We start from the raw sequence: 25439 nt of genomic DNA on the forward strand, positions 1-25439 counted from the left end.
AAATTCGGGATTTTTTGGTTTTAATCATTACTAAATCTATAATAGAAATTACTTTTTACAATAAAAAGAGGCTGTCTTAAAAGTTTTTTTTTGTCAACCTAAAATAAAGTTAGTACAACAAGTTTTATACTTTTTTAAACAACCTCTTTTATTTGAAACTTCTGTTAGCTTGTTGTGTTTATAAATTAAAACTAATTCTTGTAAAATAATAAGCTCCGTCAGAGCCCATTTGTACAGAATCTGCCAATCCTCCTTGATCTGTCCAACCATCAAATTGAGGTGTTGGATAAACATTAAATAGGTTATTTGCACCCAGAGTTAAGCTAATTTTATCAGAAAATTTATAACTTAAACTTAAATCGGTTGTAATTAAAGAATTATAAGTATCGGTTGCTGTTAAATACAGTGCATCTGCTTCTGCTTTTGTTGTTGGAGGTGCATCTACCCACTGAAAATCTTGCAGTTGTACCTCACTAAATTTGGTTAAAGTTACATTTGCATTAAACTTTTTTCTGGTGTAACCTAAATTTAACCCAAATTTATAGTCAGGAGCAGCGGCTTCTAAATAAGCTTGAGAAAAACCACTAAAAAAAGTATACGGATTTAAATTTCCGTTATGGACTTCTTTAATTTCTAATTTATTTAAGTTACCTATTAAACCAATATTTAATTTGTTATCTGCACCAATTGTTGTAGCGTAATTTAAAACAATATCTACTCCGGTAGTTTTAGTATCTACACCATTGGCAAAAAACTGAGCAGTATCTACGTTTAAAGGTTCTAAAATGGTTTGATCTGTAAAATTATCTGTTAAAATAATTCTATCATCAACAGCAATAGAGTAGGCGTCTATTGTAGCTGTAAATCCGTTTTTCTTATAAGTAAAGCCAATACTTGTATTTAATGCTTTTTCTTCTTGTAGAGCGCCAATACCAAATGCTTTGGTAACAATACTATTGTTTGCAGATAATAAAGATGGTACCGATTTACCTGCAACAATATTTGTAAATTTTAAATTGTAGTAAACTTGCGCTAAAGATGGTGCTCTAAAACCACTAGATACAGAACCTCTAAAAGATAAATTGTCGTTTACTTTAAATCTACTAGCTAATTTGTAGTTAAATGTATTACCAAAATCGCTATAATCTTCATAACGCAATGCTGCGTTGATTAAAAAATTATCAGTGATGTTAACTTCTGTATCAAAGTAAAGTCCAATATTTGTTCTACTTCTATCTACTACGTTATCTGGGCTGTATCCAGGAAAGCCCTGAGAACCACCCGGTAATTCGTTTCCATTAGAATCTGTTGCTACAGTTTGTATTGCCGGATTTGTAATAATTACACCGTTGGTATCATACAAGCCATAAGAAGCTTCTTCGCCAGATAAAATCTGAAAGTTTTCTGTTCTGTATTCCAAACCAAAAGCAAAATTGATTCCTTTTGCATATTCTTCGTAGTATTTAGAAAAGTCTAATCCAGTAGTGTTTTGAGATAAACTATGTCCACCTGCATCAAAGTCTATTGGTGATGCGCTTCCTAAAGAAGCATTGTTGGTATCTTTAATAAAATAATGAAATTTATTTATTCCGTAAGTATTGTTAAAATCAACTTTCCATCCGTTATCTAAAGTATGTTTTAAACCTGTAGAAACCGAGCTATCTGTAATTATAGAGGTAATTCTTGGTGTAAAACCATTTGGATAAATACTAGGTACAGATCTATTATCACCTTCATCAAAACTATCTCTAGAAAATGCATAAGCGTTTGTATCTCTATAATTTCTACCACCAAAAGCATATACTTCTGTATTATCATTTAAAGGAATTATAGAATTTACCATAAAACTAAAGCCATCTAAACCAGCACTACCGTATCCTTTTCGCCAAGAAAAACCAGGTCTTAAGCTATTGTTTTTTGATAAAAATTCTGTTGTAAAATTAACAAAACCACCTTTGTCATTAATTTTTGCACCAAAATTTAGGTCTAATTTTACGGTTTCTCCATCAAAACGTTTGTTTTTACCATCTAATCTATTTTTGCCATTCACATTCCACAGTGTTTCACCTGTTTCTTCTGCCCAACCAGAACCTACATTTGTACTATATGCACCATACGTAATACCTGCTGTAATACCATCTGTATTATCTTTTAAAACAATATTGATAACACCAGCAATAGCGTCCGATCCATATTGTGCAGAAGCACCATCTCTTAAAACCTCAATTCTTTTAATAGCAGAAGCTGGTATTGCATTTAAATCTGTACCAGAATTTCCACGACCTCTAGTACCGAAAATATTGACTAAAGAAGATTGATGTCTTCTTTTTCCGTTGATTAAAACTAAAGTTTGATCGGGACCTAAACCTCTTAAAGAAGCAGGTACAATATGATCTGCCCCGTCTGAACCAGATTGTTTGGTTGCGTTAAAAGAAGGTGCTGCAAATTGTAAAATATCATTAATTTCTACTTTACCATTTTGTGCCGCTAATTTTTGTACATCAATAATATCTACAGGGACAGGTGTATCTACTACGGTTCTGTTAGAGTTTCTAGAACCTACAACCACAACTTCTTCTAAAGCATTGTCTTCTTTAACTACAATGGTTAAAAAAGAGTTGTTTGTAACTTGTATAGATTTTGTTTCAAACCCCATAGAAGATATCACTAAGGTTGTTGGTAATTTTTTTACAGTAATAGAAAAGTTTCCATTATCGTCAGAAACCAATCCGTTAGAAGTGTTTCCTTTTTCTACAACATTCATATATGGCAAACCTAAGCCAGATGAATCTGTTAGTTTTCCTTTTATAGTTTGTGCTAGAATTCCTATTGGAAGTAGAAACACAAAAGTTATCGTACATATTTTTAATAATGAGAGTTGTTTCATAAAAGTTTTTTTTAATTAAAAAGAATGTTTTGTTTTTATTCTAAATGAAACATACTCCTCAAAAAAAATATTTTATTTTGAGGAGTAGTTTTAATAATTACTTTGGTTATATAAAGTAGATGTTAAAATTGAACATTTACTCCAACACTAAAATTAGTACCTAATTGACCTAGTTGTTGTACTTCTGAAGAGTATTTAAATCTAGATTCTGCTTGTGCAGTATTGGTAGAAGCCAAGGTTGTATCTGGATACACATCAAAAATGTTGTTAATGTTTGCATTAAACGTAATTCTATCTGTTAATTTATATCCAAAACCTAAATCGGTAGAAATTTTAGAAGACAAAGTTTGATCTGTACCGCCAGATTGTGGTGCTGTAATAATTACTTCTCCAAAACGAGTGTTGTTAAAAGAAATATCCCATTTGTCTGTGATTAAGTTTAATCCTAAAATCATTTTAGATTTTGGTCTAGAGTTTGTAATTAAACCTTGCTCTTGTCTGTCAAAAATATTATAACCCGCATCAGCAATTGTTTTTGGTGTATTAATTGCGTCTATAGTTGTTTTGTTAAAGTTAGCTGCAAAACTTGCGTTTAATTTTCCGCTTTCACCAACTTCAATATTGTTATAATTTAAAACAATATCTGTACCTGTTGTTTTTGTATCACCTGCATTGATAAAAACTTGTACTGCAACCACACCGTTATCTTCTAAAATTTGTTCTACAGGATTTGTTGTAGTATCATCACTATCAGAACCAATTTGAGAAGAGAATAAAACTCTATCATCAACTTTAATTTGATAAAAATCTACAGAGGCAGAAAAGTTTCTATTAAATTTATATGTTAAACCACCAGAAATATTTTTAGAAATTTCATGAGTTAAACTAGGTACTCCTAATGCTTGTACAGCAGGGTTATCGTTTGCTAACGTTCCTTGTAATAAAGGTTCTGAAGATCCGGCAACAATAATATACTGACTTAAAGTAATGTGAGATTGATGTAGTGTTGGTGCTCTAAAACCAGTACTATAAGAACCTCTTAAAGCTCCGTTACTACCTAATTTATAACGCCCATTTACTTTCCAAGAAAAATTAGAACCAGCATCTGTATAATCTTCATATCTTCCTGCTGCACCTAATAATAATTTATCTGTAACATCATATTCTAATTGAGAGTATAATCCTAAATTGTTTCTAGTCCATTTTCCTGCTTCATCAGGTTTAATACCTGCAAAAGAATCAGAACCAGCACCATAATAAGATAAAGGGTTTCCTTCAATTGCTTTAAAACTTTCTTGTTTAAATTCTAACCCAAATGCTAAACCAACAGCATCAGATAATTGACTGTTAATATCAAAATTACCTACAATGTTTGTAAAAACATATCCACCAGGATTAAAAGATCTAGGAGAAGTACCATGATCTGCTAAATAATCTCTGTTTAAAGAATTGTTTATTGTTACATCTACATCATTAGAACCGTAGGTTACACTTGCATCTGCATCCCAACCTTCTGCTATTGGAAATCTTAATCCAAGTGCATTGATGTGGTCATTAATAGTGGTTTCAAAAGTAGGTTGATATCCTATAAAATCATCTGGGTTTCTTGTTAAAAAGTTAGCATCTGCAACGTCATTTCTCCAATAAGGAGCTCTGTAGTATGCAAAACTTTGTCCGTTTCTAGTAGTTAACCCATGAAAAGAATATAGTGTTGAGTTTTCTCCAATAGGGTGTTCCATATTTACAAAAAGATCTTTCTTTTCCATTTCTGGTTGACCAACATTCATACCTGCTTGTGGGTTTGCCTCTAACCAAGCAAGATCTCTAGCAGAAGGATTTGCACCTATGTCTGAAACAGGAACATCACCAGCTCTGTTGGTAATTGCTTGTTTGTAGTAGCCTAAAGTTACATTTACAAAACCACCATCACCAAAAGAAAATGCTGTATTAAAGTCTGATGAAAAGTTAAATCCATCTTGCTCAGAAGTTATTCCTGCTTTAGATGTAAAAGTAGAGTAGTTTACATCCTTTTTTAAGATGATGTTTAATACACCTGCAATTGCATCAGAACCATAGATAGCAGAAGCACCGTCTCTTAAAACTTCAACTCTTTCTATAGCTGCTGTAGGAATACTTTTTAAATCTACACCAACTTCTCCTTTACCTGGAGTTCTATTTAAATATACTTGAGCACTTTGGTTTTTACGTTTTCCGTTAATTAAAACTAAAGTTCTACTTGGGCCTAAACCACGTAAATCTGCCGGATCGTAATGCGCAGTTGCATCTGCAATGGCTTGATTTTGAGAGTTGAAAGAAGGAACTTTAAAAGTTAGCATTCTATCTAAAGTTGGTTTTCCACTTTTAGTTAATTCTGCTACGTTAATATTATCAATAGGTACAGGAGAATCTAATATTGTTCTAGGTTTTGTTCTATTCCCTGTAATTACCACTTCATCTAAAGCATTATCTTCATTCACAACAATTTTTAAGAATGAAGTGTTTTTTACCTTTACGTTTTTAGTTTCAAACCCCATAGAAGATACAATTAATATGGCGGGTAAACTTTTTACTGTAATAGAGAATTCTCCATTATCATCAGAAACGATACCGTTAGAATGATTCCCTCTTTCAACAATATTCATATATGGTAAACCTTCACCAGATGAATCCGTTACTTTACCTTTAACTGTTTGTGCCATCAATCCTAAAGGAAGCATAAACAAAAAAGTAATTGTGCAAAATTTTAATAAATACTTTTGTTTCATAAATATAATTATTGGTTCATAAATCTGTTAGTTGAGTCTCTTAATTTTATGTGGTTATTAAGACCTCATTTATTATATAAGGAAGAAAGGAAAAAAGTATACTCTTTTAAAATGAGTTTTTTTTAAAGAAAATGCTAAAAAGCAAATATTATGATAATATTTAAAGCTTAATATTTAGTTTAGTGTAGTAAAATGAGCCATTTGTTCCCATTTGTGTAGCGTCCCATAAACCACCACTATCTGTATGGTTATTTTGTTTAGTGGGGTAGATGTTAAACAAATTATTCGCTCCAAATTGTAAATTTGTTATTTTATTTAGTTGATAACTAAAGTGTAAATCTGTGGTTATTTTTGATTGATAGAAATCTGTAGAAGCTTTTAACCTTTCTAATTCTGAATTATTAAAATTAGACAAGTCTTGGGTTATTTGCCAATCGATTAATTCTACTTTACTAAATCTAGTAAAGTTTAAAGAAGTTTTTATTTTTTTATACTCGTAATTTAAACCCAAGTTAAACTTGCTTTTTGGTGCAGATGCTAATAAAAATTGTTGATCTCTTTTACCGAAAAAGGTTTCTTTATCTAATTCTTTATTTTTAATGTTGGTAATACTCATGTGGTTAATGTTACCCAATAAATCAACAGAAAATAAACTCTTACCAATACTTTTTTTCCAGTTTAAAATTAAATCTACACCTGTAGTTTTTGTGTCTACACCGTTTGCAAAAAATTGCACATTATTTACATCAAAACCAAGTGGCGATGCATCAAAATTTCCGCTTAAAATTATTCGATCTTTAATGTAAACAATATAAGTATCTATAGAAGCTTTAAAGTTTGCGCTTAATTTAGAGGTTACCCCAAAACTAAAGTTTTTAGCTTTTTCTTCTTTAAGATTATCAATATTAAATCTTCTTGCAATTGAGCTATTATTTGCAACTAAAAGTGATTCTGTAGGGGTATTGCCAATAAAATTAGTAAAAGTTAAATTATAATAAATTTGCGCTAAAGAGGGGGCTCTAAAACCTGTACTAAAAGAACTACGAAGGTTAAATTTTTTATTTATTTTATATCTAGAAGCTAATTTGTAATTTAAGGTACTTCCAAAATCACTATAATACTCATAACGTAAGGCAGCACCTAACATAAGGTTTTTAGAAAAATCTATTTCTGTATCGGCATAAATACTAAAGTTAGACCTGTTTCTGTTTACTTCATTTTCTGGCGCATAACCAGGAAAACCTTGAGAGCCTCCGGGTCTTATATTGCCATTGTATGTTTTATAATTTTCTATTGGCGTTTGATTTGTTATAGTGTTTCCATTTACATCATAACTAGCGTAAGAGGCTTCTTCACCTGCAAAAATTTTATATTTATCTAATCGGTACTCTAAACCTAAGGCAATATTAAAACCATAAGTAGTAGTATCAAAATATTTAGAAAAATCAATGCTTGTAGTATTTTGTATTAATTGATGACCACCAGCATCAAATTCTGTAGGAGAATTTTCTAAAAGTGTTGCATTTAAAGTGTTTTTAATAAAATAATGAAAATTATTTCTACCAAAAGTATTGTTTACATCAACATTCCATTCTTTAAAGTAAGTCGTTAATCCAAAAGATAAAGAATTATCTAAAATATTAGAGGTAATTAAAGGGTTAAATCCGTTCTGATAAATTTCTAATACGTTTCTTTCGGTATCAGGTCTTCTGGTAAATGCGTAGGCTTCTGTATTCTTATAATTAAGTCCGCCATTTATATATAATTTGGTGTTTTTATAAATAGGAATTTCAGAATTTAGAAAAAGACTTACATTTTTTACTGCCGCTTGCCCAAATTTTTCTCTTGCAAATGTACTTGGTCTTAGTGTGTTGTCTACAGATAAAGCTTCTGTTGTAAAGTTTACAAAACCGCCTTCGCTAATTTTTGTACCATAATTTAAAGCCAATTTATAAGTAAAACCATCAGCTTTTTTTGGTAAAAAACGATTGCTATTTGCATTGTGAAACCCTAAGGTAGAACTTATGTTTAGCTCATTGTCGGTATCTTTTAAAACAATATTTAAAACACCTGCAATAGCATCAGAACCGTATTGAGCAGAAGCGCCATCGCGTAATAACTCTATTCTTTTTATGGCAGAAATAGGAATTGCATTTAAATCGGTACCAGAATTACCCCTTCCTCTTGTTCCGTATAAATTTATTAAAGAGGCTTGGTGTCTTCTTTTTCCGTTGATTAAAACTAAAGTTTGATCTGGTCCTAGACCTCTAATTGTGGCAGGATCTATATGGTCTGCTCCGTCTGCACCAGATTGTTTTGTAGCGTTAAATGAAGGAATAGCGTATTGTAAAAACTGATTAATTTCTACTTGACTGCTTTTTGTAGCGGTTTCTTCGATGTCTATAAAATCAATGGCAACAGGTGTGTCGTTGGCAACTCTATTTTTATTTCTAGAGCCAATAACTTGTACTTCTTCTAATTCTTGACCAGACAATAAAACAATGGTATTAAATACATTTGGTTTTAGTTGTATCGTTTTAGAATTATGACCTATAAAACTAACGGTAATGTTATTTTTATGTTGAATTTTAATTTCAAAAGTACCATCTTTATTGGTAGTTGTGCCGTCTAAAGAACCTTCTTCTTGCAGCGTTGCTCCACTAAGAGGTGTATTGTCTGAGCTTAAAATAATTCCTCTAAAAACAGTTTTGTTTTTCTTAAAAGTACGATTTATTGTTTTAGAAACAGTAGTTCTCTCTTTAGAAACCGGCTTTTTATTAGAGCCAAAGTTTTTTAGATAAATAACGTAATAATTATTACCTAAATCATCAAAAAGAAAAGGGGTGAGTTTTTCTAATAAAGAAATAGATTCTTTTAAAGATAAGTTTACAAAACCTTCTTTTTGAATGTATTTATTGTCTAATAAGTTGGCATTGTAAGTAAAGAATATTTTATGCTTGTTACTAATTTTATCGAGTAAAGTAGCTAAGGGGATTCTTTCTTTTTTATGCTCTTGAGCAATTATTGTTTGATACGTAAAAGTTACAAAAACAAGTAATAACAGCTTTATGTATACAGATTTTTGAATAATTTACTAATTTAAAGTTATACCTACTTTTTACTAATAATTAAACTACTATCTTTTTTGATAATATTTACATCAGCAGATTTTTCGATGGCTTTTAAACAGATGTCAATATTAGTAATAGGAACCGCTCCTGTTATTAAGGTATTTTTACTTGCATCGTCGTTAAAAATGATAGAATAGCCATAAGATTCTTCTATTTTTTCCATCGCTTTTTCCAAAGATAGGTTTTCAAACAATAAAGAACCATTTTTCCAAGAAGTTTTTAGAGTAGAATCAAAAGTATTTATGTCTTCTAATATTTTATTTTTTTCTGCGGAATAGGAGATGTAGTTACCTGGAATCATTTTTTTATCAATTCCGTTATTTAGTTTTAACCAAATATTACCTTCTTCTAAAAACACATCTGTTTTTTGCTTTTTTGTATTTACATTAAAAGAGGTACCATAAACTTCTACAGATAAATCGTCTGTTATTACCCAAAATTTTGCGTTTGTAGTTACTTTTTTATCCACCTGAAAAAAGGCTTCACCAGACAACCAAACTTTTCTGCTTTCGTTTTTGTAGTAGGATAAACTAGAATTAGAATTTAAAGTAACACGGCTACCATCTAGTAATTTTATATTTAAAATTTCTCCATAACTGGTTTTATGGGTCATTTTGGTGTTATTAAAAGAAAAATAGATACCTATAGAAATTAGTAGAAGTATAGAAGCTGCTACACTAAAAGTTTTAAGATATTTAACTTTTTTCTTAGGAACTGGGTTTTTAGCTTTAATTTTAGCTTCTAGTTTTTGCCATTCTAAACTAACTTTTTCTTTATCAACAGTTTGTTGGTTAAAAGAAATGCCTAAAACCAGGTCTTTAGCTGTACTTACTAATTCTTCTTTATCTTTATTGTTGGCAATCCAAAAATCCCAAAAACCAACATCAGTTCCGTTGTTTTGAAGCACCCAATTTTTAAATGAATCATCATCTAAAAAGTCATTTATGGTATTGTATTCTTTCTTAATCATTTCAATAAATAGGTCATTGTACTTGTATAAGGCAAATATTGTTTTTTTATACTCTTAATTTTATGTTAAACTCAATTAAATAATTTTAGAATAGAAATTTCTTCTTTTAAACTTTTTATGGCTTTATGAAGAGAGTTTATAACACTTTGATAATTAATACCCATTATTTCTGATATTTCGGTAGCTTTTAAACCACTGTAGTATTTTAAATAAATGGCTTCTTTTTGTCTTTTGGGTAATTTATTTAATAATCTAGAGAGGTTTTTATTTTTAAAACTTTCTGTTTCTTGATGTGTCATTATTTCTTCAGCAGTAAACTGTAAGTCTACAAAAGTTTCATTAGAAAAATCAGTATGTTTTAATTTTGCATTTTTCTGCATCATTTTTAATAAAAACCGTTTATAGGATGTAAATAGATAAGGGGCAATCGTATCTAAATCGCTTAAATTTTCTCTATGTTCATAAACGTATAAAAAGAAATCCTGTAAAGAATCTTCTGTAAGAGCAACATCATTAGAAATTTTTAAGCCATAATTATGTAGCATAGGATAATAGATTTCAAAGAGTGTAGAAAATGCTCTAAGATCTCCTTCCTTTAAGGCTTTCCAAATAAATTGATCTGTTATTTTATTCATTTAAGAGTGTAAATGTGACAAATATTTTTTTAAAAATAAATAAAATTGATGATTCTACTCTTTCTTTATTGATTTAATTATATTTTAATGAAACTTGCATTATATTTGCACTCGCAAAATTTATTTACATGAAAGCCGGAATTGTAGGATTACCAAACGTAGGAAAATCAACTTTATTTAACTGTTTATCTAACGCAAAAGCGCAAAGTGCCAACTTTCCTTTCTGTACCATTGAGCCCAATTTAGGGGTTGTAAATGTGCCAGATTCTCGTTTAAAAAAATTAGAAGAATTGGTGGTTCCAGAGAGAGTTCAAACTGCTACTGTAGAAATTGTAGATATTGCTGGCTTGGTAAAAGGAGCAAGTAAAGGAGAAGGTTTAGGAAATCAGTTTTTAGCAAACATTAGAGAAACAGACGCTATTTTACATGTAGTGCGTTGTTTTGATAATGATAATATTATTCATGTTGATAATTCTATAGATCCTGTAAGAGATAAAGAAACTATTGATTATGAATTGCAATTAAAAGATTTAGAAACGGTTCAAAAACGTTTAGAGCGTGTAAAAAGAACTGCTAAAACAGGTAATAAAGAAGCGCAAGCAGAATTAGTAGTTTTATTAAAAATTGAAGAAACTTTATTAAAAGGAGTTTCTGTAAGAACTTTAGATTTTTCTGAGAAAGAAATGGAGTTTGTTAAACCTTTACAATTTATTACATCAAAACCAGTACTATATGTTTGTAATGTTGATGAAGGTTCTGCCGTTTCTGGAAATGCGTATGTAGACCAAGTTAAAGAAGCTGTTAAAGACGAAAATGCAGAAGTAATTGTTTTGGCAGTTGGTACAGAAGCAGATATTACAGAATTAGATGATTACGAAGAAAGACAAATGTTTTTAGCAGATATTGGCTTAGAAGAAGCTGGTGTGGCTAGATTGGTTCGTTCTGCATATAAATTATTAAACTTACAAACCTATTTTACTGCAGGTGTAAAGGAAGTTAGAGCTTGGACAATTCCTATTGGTTCTACTGCGCCACAAGCTGCAGGAGTAATTCATACAGATTTTGAAAAAGGTTTTATTAGAGCAGAAACTATTGCTTATGAAGATTTTGTAACTTATGGTTCTGAAGCAAAAGTAAAAGAAGCGGGTAAAATGAGGGTAGAAGGTAAGGAGTACATTGTTAAAGATGGTGATATCTTACACTTTAGATTTAATGTGTAATTACGGATATTTGATAATATAAAAAAAATCCCAATGAGAAATCATTGGGATTTTTTTGTCAACCTAAATTTATTTTAGGTTAAATATATAGTTGATTTTACATACTCTCTACAAATTTTAAAAATACTTTTTTATGAAGTTCTAAATTCATGGTAGGAGAAAGTGATGCACGAACAATATAGTCTTTATCTCCTTCTTTGGTTGTTCCTTGTGTAGATGTTGCAGGTATCGTCCAATAGCAGCCTTTTAACTGTCCGTAACTTACACAGAATTTACTTTCATCAGGAATTTCTGTAATCATTAAGTTGATTAACTTTAAATTTAAGGCTCTTTTGTTAGCTTCTTTTTCTTCTTCTGAGTTTCCTGTTGTAGGAAGGTCTAATGAAAAAACAGATGGTGTAAATCCTTGTGCAGCTAACTCTTCTGACACAAAATTTATTTTTGCTCCTGGTAAAGTTTCATGAATATAATTTACAAACTGACGCGTATTAGTATAGGCATCTTTAATTCTTTGATTCATAGAAGGCAGTTGTTTGGCTAATATTTCATACTGAAAATCAGTAGCTTCATTATCACAAAGGGTTAAATGTTGTTCAATTTTATCGATCAAGGTTACCGTTTTTTTATTTCCTACGCAGTAGCCTGCTGTACATTTTCCTCCACTAGGAAATTTAGAGCCACTTGCAAAAGAAATGGTTCTAACGGTAGATAGTATTTCACCATCACCTAAAAAATGAACATTAGGACAGAATGTTTGGTCTAAAATAAAAACAGGATCTATAGCAATTTCTCCCGTTGTAGTTATACGTTCTTTGCTTAATGCTTCTTTTAATTGAACTAAATTCGGAACTTCAACTCTTGGGTTTGTTGGTATTTCAGCAATAATATAAGGCACAGCGTCTTGTTTAGCAATATTGTTTAAAACGCTATCTATACTTTGCACCATATCATTATCGCCATCAACTAATAAATCTACAATTTCTACATTGTCAATACAAGCTGCAACACGTCTTGCTTGGTCATTTGTACCGCCATAACAATTAGGAGGAACAATAATTTTAATTGCTTTTCCTTTATGATTCTCTTTAGCATCTTCAATTAATCCCATTAAAATGGCATATTGAATTGAGAGTCCGCTAGTGGCAACTAAAGGTTTTGTGTTAGAGCCCGTAACTTCTTTTATAGCATTTAAAACACTTGTTTTATTTGTGCTGTTATCCTTTTTATTTTTAAAAGAAGATTTAGTTACTAAGGCATTTAGAGCTGTAAGAGAATTAGAAGGAGTCATGGCAATAGTTTCTCTTCTTCTTACATGCTGTATGTCGGAAATATAATGTTCATTTTGTTCGCCATTTACCATTAAAACACTACCAAGAGAATCATAAAGATTGATAACAAAATCAATGTTTTTATTTTTCTTAAATGTGCCAATTTGGTCTTCTTGTGATATAAAAATAGTACTTCCGTTAAAAGTAGAAATATCAGATAAACTTGTTGCTTTTTGTAGTTCAAAATTATAATTATAAATTTCTTTAACTATCTTATTGTTAAATGATTGTGGTGGTTTATCTAAATAAATAATTCTAGTTTTTTTTTGAGATAATAAATTCTTTCTTAACACAGCTAAAACAGGAATCGTTTGTGAAGAAAAGCTAATTACGTTCTCTGGTTTAATAGCATTTAATTTTGCAATTGCCCACTCTAAAACACAAGACAATGGATGCCCTAAACGTATATAATCATAAGCTGTAGGCAATGCATTTAACATGGCGGATGTAGCATTATTGTTGTTATATAAAGTATCAAACTTATCTAAAAACGCTGTTTTAGCCAAGTTTTCATTATAAATATCTAGTCGATGTGTAGTTAAATTTAACCAATCTGTTGGTAAGTTTTCTAATACAACTTTTATATAATTTAGTGTTTTATTGTCTTCCATAATTAGCACTTTTGTAGATTAATTAGGTTTTATTTTAGAAGTGTTTTAATGCACATTGGCTTGCTTCTATCTAATTTTTAGATGTAAATAATAAGTTAGCGAAGTTAGTTTTTTTGAATTGATAAATCAACGCGCATTACCTTACATTTTAAATTTTAACAATATGTATTTAGATTCTTTTAAGGTACTTAAATCGTTAAATATCCTTTGTAAAAGGAGCCTTTTATTTTCTATTTATTGATGATTTTTAGTTGCTATACCTCTTTGTTTGTACCTGTAAAATGTTCTTTAATTATCGATTTTTGAACGTACAATTGCGGTTTAAGTAAATTTATGATGCAATTAATACATATAAATCATCAGTATTCTATGATGAATCAGTTACCTTTAAAAGGTACCAATTTTGGTGTTATAATTTTAAATAAAATTATTTATGTGGTTACGTGTAAGTTGTAATTTGGCTTTTGATATTGAAACACCAACTCCTTTTATTTTGATGCTGCGTCCCAGAAGTGGTGCAGAACAGTGGATTGAGCGCGATGAGTTTAAAATATATCCCAATGTACCTATTGTAGAGTTTACAGATGATTATGGAAATCTTTGCCAACGTTTGGTAGCACCAATTGGTAAGTTTACCATTTTTACAAGTTCAGATGTAAAAACGTCTGAATTTGTTGATGTGAATTTTGAAGCTCCTTTTGTAGAAATTCAGAATTTACCTAATGAAGTACTTTGTTATTTATTACCTAGCAGGTATTGTGAGTCTGACCGATTTAACGACTTAGCAAATACAATTACCGCAGATAAACCTGTAGGATATGAACAAGTGTTTGCTATAGAAGAATGGTTACGTACAAATATTAGTTACATTCCTGGTAGTAGCGATTTTCCTATTTCTGCTACCGAAGTAAACTACAAACGTTCTGGTGTTTGTAGAGATTTGTCTCATTTAGGTATTGCATTGTGCAGAAGTTTAAGCATTCCTGCTCGCATGGTGGTTGGTTATTTGCACAAATTACATCCCATGGATATGCACGCATGGTTTGAGGCTTATGTTGGTGGGCGTTGGTATACTTTTGATGCTACACAAACAGAAGCAAAAGGAGGTTACGTAGCGGTAGGCTATGGTTTAGATGCAGCAGATGTTGCTATATTTAATCAATTTGGACCTGTGGCTCATTCTTTAGAGCAACGTGTAACTGTAGAGCAAATTAAAATTTAAGTTGTAGGTTTTTTATAACCATCTTTTGCGCTTAAAAAACAAAAGTGTTACAGCTGATGAAGTAATCATCAAACAAATTGCTAATGGATATCCCCAAGATTGTTGTAATTCTGGCATAAATTTAAAATTCATACCATACATACTGGCAATTAAAGTTGGAGGCATAAAAATAACCGTTACTACCGTAAAAATTTTAATAATTCTGTTTTGCTCCATATCTACCAAACCTAAAAAGGTATTTTGAAGAAATTCTAGTCTTTCAAAATTAAAACTAGTATGGTCTAGTAAAGAACCAATGTCTTTAATCATCACCCAAAGAGTGTCGTAATTTTCTCTAGGAAAAAACTTACTTTTTAAAATAGCCGATAGAATTCGTTGTTTTTCTACAATGTTTTCTCGAATAGAGATGGTAGATTCTTGAAAAGCAGTAATTTTTAATAACAACTGTCTTTCTAGATCATTTTTTTTAACCAACCCTTTACTAATAGTCGTAATTTGTTCAGTAATATTTTCTATTAAATCGGCATCAAAATCGATACGTATTTCAAGAATATTTAAAAAAACATCAATTCCGTTTTTTGCTTTTACAGAACGAATTTTATGATATGTATCTGTAAAAGTTCTGTAATCATGTTGTCTTTGTGTAATTAAAAAGTTGTTTTTAAGAATAAAAGATATCGGTTCATTAATGTAATTTCCGTTTTCTTCTCTTAAAAAATTAAGGTTGATACCAATTTCACTTTCAGATTCTACAAACTTAGAACTAGATTCAATTTCCTCTCTTTCTTGAGGTGTAAATAACTCTACACCAAAAGTTTCTTCTACTTTTTTCTTTTCATCAAAAGTGGGGTTTTTAAGATCAATCCAAAGAATATTAGAAGGAGAAAAATTAGCTCCTGTTTCCACTATAATTTGTCCGTTTTCTATGCTTGCGTATGTAATCATTTGTTTTTTGATGTCTTTTTTAGCTACCACCTGATGTGTAAACTGTATAAACGTTCTTTTACTACTAAAAAAAGTACTGTAAAGCGGCGAAGTTAGTTTTTTTGAATTAAAAACACATTAACTATCAGTTACCTTTTTTAAATGAAGAAAAACTCGGTATTTATAAGTTTTGTTAATGCGAATAAAAGAATAGTTTTGTTTAAATAAAGACTTTTAAAGTATCCTTTATTTTCTGCGTAAACTATGCTAATATTCCCATAAAAATAAACACATAATACAAGCCTGTTAAAATAAAAACAACACCGGCAACTTTACGCATTACATTTTCTATTTTAGTAATTTTATTATAGAATACGCCAATTTTTCCTGCTGTAAAGGCTAATAAATAGGTGAAAAGTATTACTGGTAATCCGGTTCCTATTGCAAAAATTATAGGTAAATATAATCCGTCTGCAGAGGCAATAGTTATAGGAATGAGCATGCCAAAAAATAAGGCACCACTGTAAGGGCAAAAAGCTAAGGCAAATACTACACCTATTAAAAAAGAACCTAACAAGCCTTTATCTTTAAATTTATCGGATAGTTTATTCTGAAAATTAGATTTTCCTAAAAAATGGAGCTTTAAAACATTTAACATAATTAAACCGATGATAATTAATAAAGGCCCCAAGTATTTTTCTCCATTCTGATTAAAAAAACGAGAAATATGAAACTTGCTTGCACCAAAATATAATATCATACCAATAGTAGTATAACTAAAACCACGCCCCAAAGAGTATAGCAATCCGCTTAAAAAAACGTTTCGTTTACTCGAAATATTTTTAGATATAAAGGCAGTTGCCGTTATGTTGGTAGCTAATGGGCAAGGGCTAATAGCGGTCATGAGGCCAAGTATAAGTGCCGTTAAAAGAGGAAAATTATAACTCTCTAAAAGAGATTGCAAAAAATCCATTTATAGAGTTTTTAGTTCTTTGTCTATTTTTTCTTTTAATTGTTTAGCAAATACATCTTTATCATTTCCTTTCATAAACGCAAAATTGGTTAGATCTATCTTCTTTTCTTTTCCGTTTTTTATCACATTTAAAATTAAAGCAGTACCAGAAGCTTCAAATTTTTCGGCCATTGTTTGGTTTTCTTTTTTATCGACATCAATTACCTGAAAGGTAATTTTACTAGCTTTTATTTCTTTAGAAAAATAGGTGTCTAAGGTATATTTTGTATTAGCTTCAATAGCTTTACAGGTAATGCATCTATGGGTAGAATGAAAGTCTAAAACCTCTATTTTAGAAATGGACTGTTCTATAGTTTTGTTTTTACTTTTTGTTTGCTCATTGCAGGCTATTAACAAAAATCCGATTGTTAAAAAAGCTAAAATTTTATTTGTTTTCATGTGAAATTGATTTACAGTTTATTTTTTTCAGTACATTTTTCTTCTTTTAATTCAAACTCTAAAGTACTGTGTGTAATATGATGTGCTTTTAATTCTTTTTTGATGTCTAGTTTAATTCTTGGAATTTCATTAAGGTTTTCTACAACAATATGAGAAGTTAATGCATTTTCATTGGTACTCATACTCCAAATATGGATATGATGCACCTCTGTAACACCATTAACCTCGTTAATATGTGCGCTAATTTCGTTGGTGTTTATTGCTGCAGGTACTCCGTCCATCATGGCAATAATGCTATCTTTAAAAAGATTCCAAGTACTAGCAAGTATTACAATAGCTACTAAAATGGCCGCAATTCCGTCTACAAAATTCCACCCAGTATATTTAATAATCAATCCAGATATTACCACACCCAAAGAAACCAAAGCATCTGCCATTAAATGCCAATAGGCTGCTTTTATATTTAGATCTTCTTTTTTTCTATGATGAAATAAAAGAGCCGAAGAAAAATTAATAACAATTCCTATAGCGGCAACAATCATTACAACATTTCCGTTAATGATATTCGGATGAAGAATGTGTCTAAAACCTTCCCAAGCAATGGCACCAATAGCAAAAGCTAGTAATATAGAATTGATAAAAGAAGCAACAACAGATCCTTTTTTTAAACCATAAGTAAATAATGTATTGGGTTTAAAATTAAGTAAACGAAAAGCTAAAAAAGCCAATAATAAACCAGAAATATCGCCAATATTGTGCACTGCATCAGAAAGTAGGGCAGTAGAACCAATTTGCCAACCATAAAAGAGTTCTATTATAACATAGACTACGTTTAAGGAGATCCCTATTATAAAAGAACGGTTAATATCGTTTGACTTTAATGATGGAGGTGCGTGATTATGAGAATGAGACATTGTTTTTTTTATAAAATTTATAAAATCATATTAAATAAGTATCCAGAAATAATGATGCAGAGTGTTACCACTCCAAAAAAGATGGCAATTAATTTTAAGGTCATTACTTTCTTTAAAAGCATTGCTTCTGGTAAGGATAGACCAACAACTCCCATCATAAAAGCAATTGCGGTTCCTAAAGGAATACCTTTTGCAACTAAAACCTGCGCTACTGGTAGTATTCCGGATGCATTAGAATACATTGGTACTGCTAAAATAGTAGCAATTGGCACCGCAAAAAGATTGTCTTTGGCTATATATTGTTCAAAAAAGCCTTCAGGGATATAGCCATGCATGAAACCTCCAATAGCAATACCCACTATAACATACGGAATAACACCTTTTAAAATAGTAAGTACTTCTGCCCAAATTATAGGTAAACGTTGTTGTAGGGTTTGTTTTTCTGCTATAAAAAGGTCTTGTTCTTTTTGTGCGTTGGCTAACACTTCTTTTACCCAAGGAGTTAAATAGGTTTCTAGTTTTAATTTTTGAAGAATAAACCCAGAAATAGTTCCTAATAAAATACCGCTAACTACGTAGATAATAGTAGTTTTAACCCCAAATAAACCTATAAAAAGTCCAATAGCAACTTCATTAACCAAAGGTGATGTAATTAAAAAAGCAAAAGTAACACCTAACGGAATTCCACCTCTTACAAAACCGATAAATAAAGGTACTGATGAGCAAGAGCAAAAAGGGGTTACCACTCCAAAAAGACTTGCCATTAAGTACTCTAAACCATATAATTTATTTCTTGATAAATAATTTTTAACCTTGTCTATCGGGAAATAGCTATTTACAATTCCCATTAAAAAAATGATTACAAAAAGTAATATCAGAATTTTTGTGGTGTCGTAAATAAAGAAATTTAAGGCTTCTGCTAAATGTTGTTCTTTGTTTAAGTTTAAAACATCATACACAAACCAATCTGCAATAATTTGTATCCAATCAAACATTTTCTATTGTTTTAATTGTACCCGTAATGTTACAAGATAATTTTACGGTATTATAAATTGTTCCGTGTTTTTCAATATTCTTTTTTAACAAGTCTATATTTAACTTTTTATCGTTGCTATAAATAGTTAATTGATAAAGAAGATTATCCATCCTTGGCGGATTTTCTAATCGAGTAGCAAAAACATCAAGCGTAGCTTTAGAATACGTAAATTTCATCATTGTAGAAAAACGTTCTACATTTTTAAGCATGCATGCCGCAAAAGAGCTTAAAAAAAGTTCGGCCGGATTTGGCAATATTTTAGAGGTTTTTACAGTAGTGCCAAATTTTATGTTAGATTCTTTTATATGAATAACAGCATCTTCATTGAATATAGAAGAGGCCTTAATTTGATAATTCATAATCTAAAATTTATTTATTTTAGTAGTGCTAGTACTTCCTCTTTAGAGGGAATTCTGCCTTTAATGGTAATTACATCGTTTATGACCAATGCTGGTGTAGTCATTACGTTAAACTTCATAATTTCCATGATGTCTTCTACTTTTTCTATAGTAGCATCGATGTTGTTTTCTGAAACTACGTTTTTAACAACTGCTGTCATCGATTGACATTTTGGACAACCGGTACCTAAAACTTTAATTACTTTACTCATAATTTTAATATTTGTTTATCGCAAATAAGCGATGTAGTTACATAAAAATATCATTCAAAAAATTGTTGAAATAATGATTTAGCGATGTTCCAATTTTTTTGATTGATGCAATACTTTATTTTTGGAGGTTTTAATTCTCCTTGTATAAGTCCCGCATTTTTTAATTCTTTTAAATGCTGAGAAATGGTAGATTGTGCCAACGGAAAAATTTCTACCAAATCTCCCGTAAAACAACACGATTGGTTTTCTAAATGTTTTAAAATGGCAATACGTGTAGGATGCGCCAAAGCTTTGGCAAATTTAGCTAGAGCTTCAGTGTTTTCTTTGGTTGCTAAGGGAGTTAAATTTTTTTCCATAATTCTTATCGTAAATTTACGATAGGATTAGGTGGTAAAATGTGATATTTATCACCTTTTTTAGATTTATGTGAGAATAGTATTAAAGCAAAAATCCCACTGATTTCTCAGTGGGATTATATGTGTAAAAAATAGAATGCTTATTTTTTAATATAGTTTTCTGGGATGGCAAAGCTTTTTCTAAAACCTTCCACAAAGTGGATATTAGTAATTTTTGCACTTCCTATTTTATCAGATAAGCCTGTTTCGATGTTCCAACCGTAGTAACCCCAGTTTGTAGCAAATGGAATGCCATCAATAGTTTTGTAATCTTCATATTTAATTGCATGAGGATCTGCTTCTGCAGCTTCTTTTGTTTTACCAGAGGTAACAATGTAGGCTGCATGCTCTAAAAGGTGTGATTTTTTATCAGCATAAACAATATACCAATCATCTGGAGCATCACCAATATTAGCACCAAAAGTTAACTTTGCAACATCAAAAGTATTTGTTGTTTCATTTGTTTTAAAGTCGTCGTTCCATTTTGTTCCATTGTCATTTAATTTATAAGGAAACAAGAAGAAATAGCTCCAGGTATATGCATGAAAACGAACTCCTGGATTTTTATCTAAACTAGGAGAAACAAAAATGTTTTCTTTGTTTACAAATATTTCATCTCCATTTTTATACGTTATTCTGGCAATATCAGAAGTAGTAGAAACGGTAATTGTTGCATTAAAAATTTCATTTCCTCCAAATTCAATTGCAGCATCAAATTGAACTGCTTCGTTTTTTAAAAAGGCATCTTTATTATGTGTTGTTTCAATTTTTTGAGAAAACGTTTTTTCTACAACTACTTTTGATTTTTCTTCAATTTTTTTTGTTGCTTCAGGAGCTTTCTTACAACTTACAATAAGTAATAAACTTGCAAATAATGTAATAATTGTTTTTTTCATGTAATTCGGTTAAATAGATATTAATTGATTGTGATTAATTGTAATCGGATAAAAAGTAGCAACCTTACATTTTTTTGTAAGAAATTTAAAATATTATTCTTTTGCACCATGATTTTTTGCAGTTTCTATCCAAAGTTCAGCAATTCCTTTGGTATCTGCGCCTAAACCTCTAGACAAATGTAAAGCAACACCCATCATTAAAACAGCTGCTTTATGCACTTCTTCTAAGGTTTTTAAAGCTCCAAATTCTTCTTGTGCTTTAAGTTGTAATAGATTGTTGTGTTTTTGTGCAAAATCGATAGGATCTTCAATAACTTCTGTTATTTTAGGAATCATTAATGCATCTATCCAATCTTTTCCAATTCTTTCTGCTAATTTTTCTGGAAATTCACTGCCCATTTCTCTCCATAAAGAGAGTGTTTTTGTGTCGCCAGAGACGGATAAACCACTATCTAACAATAATTCGAAAGCAATATCTGCAATGTTTTGCATCACAATTAAATACTCGTCTTGTGCTTTTTCAAAAGGTTCTGCACCTTGTCCTTTTAGATACTCTCCAACACTTAATTTGGGTAAATCTAAAACTTCTGCGCAGTCTGTTAAGCAAGGAAATTGTGCACCTTCAAAAATATAATGTGCTTTTTCAAATTGTATTTGTCGTCCCAATGGATATAAACGACATGCTAACGGGCGACCTTGATGTACGCTACAACCATGATTGTCTATATATTGACTACAAGCATTTTGTCCTTTTTTATCTTGTTTTCCGTTAAAAGTTAATCGGATACCACCAAAATCTGTATATAAATCACGAAATTCTCTCGGACTTACTTTTTTCTCTTTACTAAAACTAAATAACTCCCATGGATTTAACATTACAGCTTTTCCAAAACAACAAGTTCCAGAGCGAGAGCAGGTGAGTGGTAATATACTTTTTGTGCTCAGTTTTGTAGTTTGCATTCTTAGAGTTTTATAGTAATTTTAGTTTGATGTCGATTCAATAATCTTTAAAAAGGATAATTGAATTGAGCTGTAAAGGTATTATTTTTCAATCTTAAATTTATAAGAAATTGTTTTTTAACTTTCTAAAATTTCTAATTGTTGTATAATTTGATTTTCTGTTACGGGATATGTTTTCCCTTCTCTAATAGTTCCATAAACATCATCAAATACTTGCTTATAAGAAGATTTTTTAGAAATGATATTTTCATGTTTTTTAACACCTTCATCATTAAAATAAGTCAAAATACCTGTGGTATTAGTGCTTTCAATACCAAATAAAGGATTGGAAGGTTTCATACCTTCTTGCAATTGTTGTTCCTGAACGTCTGCACGTTTTTTTATGTAAGAACCTTTTGTTCCATGTAAAATAAATGCAGGTTGTGGTTCGGAAACTAACAGACTTGTTGTAATAAAAACTTGCATGCCCTCTGGATACAATAAATGAAAATGAGCATAATCGTCTACTTGTGTATTTGGTCTAAAATGGCCTAAGCTTTTCTTCCATTCTAAAGGAGTTCCAAAAAGAGAAATTGCAGCATCTAACAAATGCGGACCTAAATCATAAGATAAACCACTACCAGCAACGGGAGTTTCTTTGGTGATTTTTTCACCTATCACATATTTATAACGGTCATAGCGAAGATGAAACTCTACTAATTTACCCAATTTACCAGACTCTAGTACATTTTTAACGGATAAAAAATCACTGTCATATCTTCTGTTTTGATACGCTAATACGGAACAATTATATTTCTTTGCAGCATCAAAAAGTTGCTTTGCTTCAGATGAATTTACAGTAAAAGGTTTTTCTAATAACACATGCTTTTTTGCTTTCAGTGCTTTTAAAGCAAACTCAAAATGAGTGGGATTTGGTGTATTCACAATAATCAATTCAATTTCTGAATCTGCTAAAATTTCATCAATTGTATCGTAGCTATTTATATCAGAATATATAAGATGCGCTTTCTTTTTAGACCTTTCTACCACAGCACTTAATTCAAAATTTTGATGTTCATCTAGAAAAGGAGCATGAAATATTTGTCCAGACATTCCAAAAGATAAAATCCCTGTTTTTATTACATTATTACTCATAGAATTGATTTTTTATTCGTGTAATTTATTTGTAGAAAGTCGTAGTTAAAAAGTTAATATTCCATTAATGCATTAAACTTACTATTTAAGTTGTAAATATTTAAATTATCATCAAATGCAATCTGAACAGCCAGTAGTTTAGTTTCTAATTCAGAAATTTTATTATCAATTTTATTTTTATCTCCAATTACTTTACTTTTTTCTAAAACTTGTTTTAAAGCAGACTGGTAAGTGCTAAAAATTGAGATATACTCCTTACTTAATGACTCTACTTCATCTCGTATAAACTTTGCCTGATTTAAGGCATAAGTAGGATACATTAGTTTTTTATTGGTTAAATGATTATTGTAATCTAAAGGTTTTGCACTAATTATTTTATCTACACTTTGCTGTACAATGCCTTTGGTGTAGTGCTTATTTATTACGTTTGTTAAGGTTAATTTTTTATCTTGCTCAGAAATGGCATTTGGGTTTAAAGTATTAGAACGCTCTGTGGTATATTGGGTTAGAAGTAAAACCAAACCTTCTTTTCTAATGTCTAAATTGCCAAGATTTTGTTCAAATTCAGTTTGTGCCTTTGCTAATCCTTCATAATGAACCAAATACACATTTAATGATTTTTTTAAATCGATAACATCGTCTATGGAAACATCATTTCCTTTAAGTGCATTGCCCATGACCAAATCTACCACAGATTTTATAGAACTCACCACGGGTATTGCACTGGTTAATTCTTCAGTTAAAGGAGATTTTATAATGTTGTCTATAAATAGAAGAAATTTAGATTTTTTGACACCATTAATTTTTCGATTACCTTTTATAATTTCATTTTCTAAAATTTCAGCAATTTCTTCGGATAAAGAAAAACCTAAATCTGAGTTTTCAGGATTGTTTAAGCTAGAAATTTGAGTAAGATAATCGCTAGTGGCATCCAATTGTTTTATCGCGTTTAAACTAGCGTTTGATGCAAAAACAAATTCGGTTGTGTTTATTATTTTTTTTCTTCGTTGCTCTAATTGTTTCTTTAAACTAAAAAGCTCTGCATCAGAAAACTCCTTAATAATTTTGTTATTAGACTTCATTAATTCTTCAAAATTATTTACTTTAAGAACAATGGTATCTAATTTTTCTTTTGTTTTTAAAAGTTCAAAATAGTTTTTATAAATTACATTTAATGAGTCTTTATTATTTTGTCCGCTTACAATTGATGTAGAAATAAGGATAATAATTGTCAGTAGTTTTTTCATAAGATAGGTTGTTCTTGGTTCAAGTTCCTTAAAATATTAATTTTGATGTAACTTCAAAATTCATGCCTTTAATCAGAAGTGAGCGAAATTAGCTTTTTTGAGTTAAAATATCAAATTGAAAAAAGACTGCTTTTAATAGCCTTTAATCCTTTCCCATAGTTCTGATAATAACTTTTTACCATCACTTTTTTCTTTGGGCTCTTCTATAAAAAAGGGAATTCCGTTTTCATCAATTTCAATTTTATATTTAAAAACAAAATTCTCTGCATTTGGTTTTATGCTTAAAGCACCAAAACGTAAATCATTAAAATACAAAACACCTTCTTTTTTATTGATGGTGTACCAACCTTTAGAAATAGCAATCATGCGTTTTACTTTAGGTTGATGTATCAAATCACCTAACAACTCATGATTTTTAGGATAACTAGAAAATTCAATAGGATTTTTATCAAAAAAGGAAGAATGACCAATTAAAAAAGCATTTTCTGTTTCTACATTGGCAGTCCATAAAACGGTGTTTAATGGCGTTGGTTTTGTTTCTATTTCTTTGTATTGAATATGTTGTGCAGCTAATTCTTTGGTAAACGTTTGGTAAGAAATTCCTTTTAAAACCAATGTTAATGCTAAATAAGAACTGCTGATGATCAACCCTAAATTATTATAAAAACGTCTTTTTCTAGATTCCTTTTTCTGACGCATTGCCAAAACTAAAAACACAATAAATGGTAGGGTATATAAAGGATCTACTACAAATACATTCTTAAAAGCCAATCGAATATCTAAAGGCCAAAAAAGTTGTGTGCCCCAAGTAGTTTGTGCGTCTAAAATAGGATGTGTTATAAAAGCCCAAAAGAAAAGCCACGACCAATCTTTAAGATTTTTGTATTTCTCATATCGTGTAACTATAAAAGCAAAAATAGGGGCGAAGAGTACCGAAAAAAAGATAGAATGCGTAAAGCCTCTATGCATTTCTAAAGCGGTAACTTTATCTGTAAAGAAAGCAGAAAGCACATCTAAATCTGGTATTGTACCAGCAATAGCACCATAAAACATGGCTTTATTACCAATTTTTCTTCCTAAAACAGCTTCTCCAACTGCAGCTCCTAAAACTATTTGCGTTAATGAATCCAATGTTTTAAAATG

At 30.4% G+C, this 25439-nt stretch carries 21 protein-coding genes; 2 read left to right on the top strand and 19 right to left on the bottom strand.

Going from position 1 to position 25439, the window contains the following annotated elements:
* Positions 1 to 178: 178 nt before the first annotated feature.
* The 5 genes from WG951_RS01615 to WG951_RS01640 form a co-directional block, all read right to left on the bottom strand.
* On the bottom strand, positions 179 to 2887 hold the full coding sequence (locus WG951_RS01615; RefSeq protein WP_105048474.1) for a TonB-dependent receptor: 2709 nt from the start codon (positions 2885 to 2887) through the stop codon (positions 179 to 181).
* 122 nt (positions 2888 to 3009) lie between these two features.
* Entirely contained in the window at positions 3010 to 5652 is a 2643-nt protein-coding gene (locus tag WG951_RS01620; protein ID WP_105048475.1) for a TonB-dependent receptor, read from the bottom strand.
* Positions 5653 to 5812: 160 nt separating this feature from the next.
* The gene (locus WG951_RS01625) at positions 5813 to 8455 is read right to left on the bottom strand and encodes a TonB-dependent receptor (RefSeq protein ID WP_394365381.1); all 2643 of its coding nucleotides are present in this window, start codon (positions 8453 to 8455) and stop codon (positions 5813 to 5815) included.
* Between the two features lie 308 nt (positions 8456 to 8763).
* Complete coding sequence (locus tag WG951_RS01635; RefSeq protein WP_105048477.1) at positions 8764 to 9753, bottom strand: FecR family protein; 990 nt, start codon at positions 9751 to 9753, stop codon at positions 8764 to 8766.
* 71 nt (positions 9754 to 9824) lie between these two features.
* Positions 9825 to 10388, bottom strand: coding sequence for an RNA polymerase sigma factor (locus WG951_RS01640; RefSeq protein ID WP_105048478.1), 564 nt, complete (start codon positions 10386 to 10388; stop codon positions 9825 to 9827).
* A 128-nt stretch (positions 10389 to 10516) separates the two neighbouring features.
* On the opposite strand from WG951_RS01640, the gene ychF reads away from it, so the two are divergent.
* On the top strand, positions 10517 to 11608 hold the full coding sequence (gene ychF / locus WG951_RS01645) for a redox-regulated ATPase YchF (RefSeq protein WP_105048479.1): 1092 nt from the start codon (positions 10517 to 10519) through the stop codon (positions 11606 to 11608).
* 97 nt (positions 11609 to 11705) lie between these two features.
* Here the strand turns inward: ychF and WG951_RS01650 are convergent, their stop codons facing one another.
* The gene (locus tag WG951_RS01650; protein WP_105048480.1) at positions 11706 to 13547 is read right to left on the bottom strand and encodes a cystathionine beta-synthase; all 1842 of its coding nucleotides are present in this window, start codon (positions 13545 to 13547) and stop codon (positions 11706 to 11708) included.
* Positions 13548 to 13980: 433 nt separating this feature from the next.
* Here WG951_RS01650 and WG951_RS01655 point away from each other — a divergent pair, with 433 nt between their 5' ends.
* Positions 13981 to 14769, top strand: coding sequence for a transglutaminase-like domain-containing protein (locus WG951_RS01655; RefSeq protein ID WP_105048481.1), 789 nt, complete (start codon positions 13981 to 13983; stop codon positions 14767 to 14769).
* 12 nt (positions 14770 to 14781) lie between these two features.
* Here WG951_RS01655 and corA read toward each other — a convergent pair whose 3' ends face one another.
* From corA to WG951_RS01720, 13 genes are all read right to left on the bottom strand, one after another.
* Positions 14782 to 15714, bottom strand: a complete 933-nt coding sequence (corA, locus tag WG951_RS01660) for a magnesium/cobalt transporter CorA (RefSeq protein ID WP_105049359.1) — start codon at positions 15712 to 15714, stop codon at positions 14782 to 14784.
* Between the two features lie 241 nt (positions 15715 to 15955).
* Positions 15956 to 16666 carry an aromatic aminobenezylarsenical efflux permease ArsG family transporter gene (locus WG951_RS01665; RefSeq protein ID WP_105048482.1) on the bottom strand — a complete coding sequence of 237 codons (711 nt, stop codon included), beginning with the start codon at positions 16664 to 16666 and terminating at the stop codon, positions 15956 to 15958.
* Complete coding sequence (locus WG951_RS01670) at positions 16667 to 17104, bottom strand: nitrophenyl compound nitroreductase subunit ArsF family protein (protein WP_105048483.1); 438 nt, start codon at positions 17102 to 17104, stop codon at positions 16667 to 16669.
* Positions 17105 to 17115: 11 nt separating this feature from the next.
* Complete coding sequence (locus WG951_RS01675) at positions 17116 to 18018, bottom strand: cation diffusion facilitator family transporter (protein ID WP_105048484.1); 903 nt, start codon at positions 18016 to 18018, stop codon at positions 17116 to 17118.
* Positions 18019 to 18035: 17 nt separating this feature from the next.
* Positions 18036 to 19013, bottom strand: a complete 978-nt coding sequence (locus tag WG951_RS01680) for a permease (RefSeq protein WP_105048485.1) — start codon at positions 19011 to 19013, stop codon at positions 18036 to 18038.
* On the bottom strand, positions 19006 to 19413 hold the full coding sequence (locus WG951_RS01685; RefSeq protein ID WP_105048486.1) for an OsmC family protein: 408 nt from the start codon (positions 19411 to 19413) through the stop codon (positions 19006 to 19008). Before WG951_RS01685 ends, WG951_RS01680 begins: the two co-directional genes overlap by 8 nt.
* Positions 19414 to 19427: 14 nt before the next feature.
* Positions 19428 to 19664: a thioredoxin family protein gene (locus WG951_RS01690; RefSeq protein ID WP_105048487.1), complete on the bottom strand. Its 237-nt coding sequence runs from the start codon at positions 19662 to 19664 to the stop codon at positions 19428 to 19430.
* 50 nt (positions 19665 to 19714) lie between these two features.
* Positions 19715 to 20020, bottom strand: coding sequence for an ArsR/SmtB family transcription factor (locus WG951_RS01695; RefSeq protein WP_105048488.1), 306 nt, complete (start codon positions 20018 to 20020; stop codon positions 19715 to 19717).
* Between the two features lie 140 nt (positions 20021 to 20160).
* Entirely contained in the window at positions 20161 to 20955 is a 795-nt protein-coding gene (locus tag WG951_RS01700; protein ID WP_105048489.1) for a hypothetical protein, read from the bottom strand.
* Positions 20956 to 21048: 93 nt separating this feature from the next.
* The gene (locus WG951_RS01705; protein WP_105048490.1) at positions 21049 to 21915 is read right to left on the bottom strand and encodes a YkgJ family cysteine cluster protein; all 867 of its coding nucleotides are present in this window, start codon (positions 21913 to 21915) and stop codon (positions 21049 to 21051) included.
* A gap of 117 nt (positions 21916 to 22032) precedes the next feature.
* Positions 22033 to 23049, bottom strand: a complete 1017-nt coding sequence (locus WG951_RS01710) for a Gfo/Idh/MocA family oxidoreductase (protein WP_105048491.1) — start codon at positions 23047 to 23049, stop codon at positions 22033 to 22035.
* A gap of 53 nt (positions 23050 to 23102) precedes the next feature.
* The gene (locus WG951_RS01715; protein ID WP_105048492.1) at positions 23103 to 24296 is read right to left on the bottom strand and encodes a hypothetical protein; all 1194 of its coding nucleotides are present in this window, start codon (positions 24294 to 24296) and stop codon (positions 23103 to 23105) included.
* 132 nt (positions 24297 to 24428) lie between these two features.
* Positions 24429 to 25427, bottom strand: a complete 999-nt coding sequence (locus tag WG951_RS01720; RefSeq protein WP_105048493.1) for a metal-dependent hydrolase — start codon at positions 25425 to 25427, stop codon at positions 24429 to 24431.
* Positions 25428 to 25439: the final 12 nt, after the last annotated feature.

Source organism: Polaribacter butkevichii, from assembly GCF_038024105.1.
Classification (GTDB): Bacteria; Bacteroidota; Bacteroidia; order Flavobacteriales; family Flavobacteriaceae; genus Polaribacter; species Polaribacter butkevichii.

Coding starts and splice junctions, on each gene's coding strand:
- WG951_RS01615 (WP_105048474.1), bottom strand. CDS start 2,887: ATGAAACAACTCTCATTATTAAAAATATGTACGATAACTTTTGTGTTT.
- WG951_RS01620 (WP_105048475.1), bottom strand. CDS start 5,652: ATGAAACAAAAGTATTTATTAAAATTTTGCACAATTACTTTTTTGTTT.
- WG951_RS01635 (WP_105048477.1), bottom strand. CDS start 9,753: ATGATTAAGAAAGAATACAATACCATAAATGACTTTTTAGATGATGAT.
- WG951_RS01640 (WP_105048478.1), bottom strand. CDS start 10,388: ATGAATAAAATAACAGATCAATTTATTTGGAAAGCCTTAAAGGAAGGA.
- ychF (WP_105048479.1), top strand. CDS start 10,517: ATGAAAGCCGGAATTGTAGGATTACCAAACGTAGGAAAATCAACTTTA.
- WG951_RS01650 (WP_105048480.1), bottom strand. CDS start 13,547: ATGGAAGACAATAAAACACTAAATTATATAAAAGTTGTATTAGAAAAC.
- WG951_RS01655 (WP_105048481.1), top strand. CDS start 13,981: ATGTGGTTACGTGTAAGTTGTAATTTGGCTTTTGATATTGAAACACCA.
- corA (WP_105049359.1), bottom strand. CDS start 15,714: ATGATTACATACGCAAGCATAGAAAACGGACAAATTATAGTGGAAACA.
- WG951_RS01665 (WP_105048482.1), bottom strand. CDS start 16,666: ATGGATTTTTTGCAATCTCTTTTAGAGAGTTATAATTTTCCTCTTTTA.
- WG951_RS01670 (WP_105048483.1), bottom strand. CDS start 17,104: ATGAAAACAAATAAAATTTTAGCTTTTTTAACAATCGGATTTTTGTTA.
- WG951_RS01675 (WP_105048484.1), bottom strand. CDS start 18,018: ATGTCTCATTCTCATAATCACGCACCTCCATCATTAAAGTCAAACGAT.
- WG951_RS01680 (WP_105048485.1), bottom strand. CDS start 19,013: ATGTTTGATTGGATACAAATTATTGCAGATTGGTTTGTGTATGATGTT.
- WG951_RS01685 (WP_105048486.1), bottom strand. CDS start 19,413: ATGAATTATCAAATTAAGGCCTCTTCTATATTCAATGAAGATGCTGTT.
- WG951_RS01690 (WP_105048487.1), bottom strand. CDS start 19,664: ATGAGTAAAGTAATTAAAGTTTTAGGTACCGGTTGTCCAAAATGTCAA.
- WG951_RS01695 (WP_105048488.1), bottom strand. CDS start 20,020: ATGGAAAAAAATTTAACTCCCTTAGCAACCAAAGAAAACACTGAAGCT.
- WG951_RS01700 (WP_105048489.1), bottom strand. CDS start 20,955: ATGAAAAAAACAATTATTACATTATTTGCAAGTTTATTACTTATTGTA.
- WG951_RS01705 (WP_105048490.1), bottom strand. CDS start 21,915: ATGCAAACTACAAAACTGAGCACAAAAAGTATATTACCACTCACCTGC.
- WG951_RS01710 (WP_105048491.1), bottom strand. CDS start 23,049: ATGAGTAATAATGTAATAAAAACAGGGATTTTATCTTTTGGAATGTCT.
- WG951_RS01715 (WP_105048492.1), bottom strand. CDS start 24,296: ATGAAAAAACTACTGACAATTATTATCCTTATTTCTACATCAATTGTA.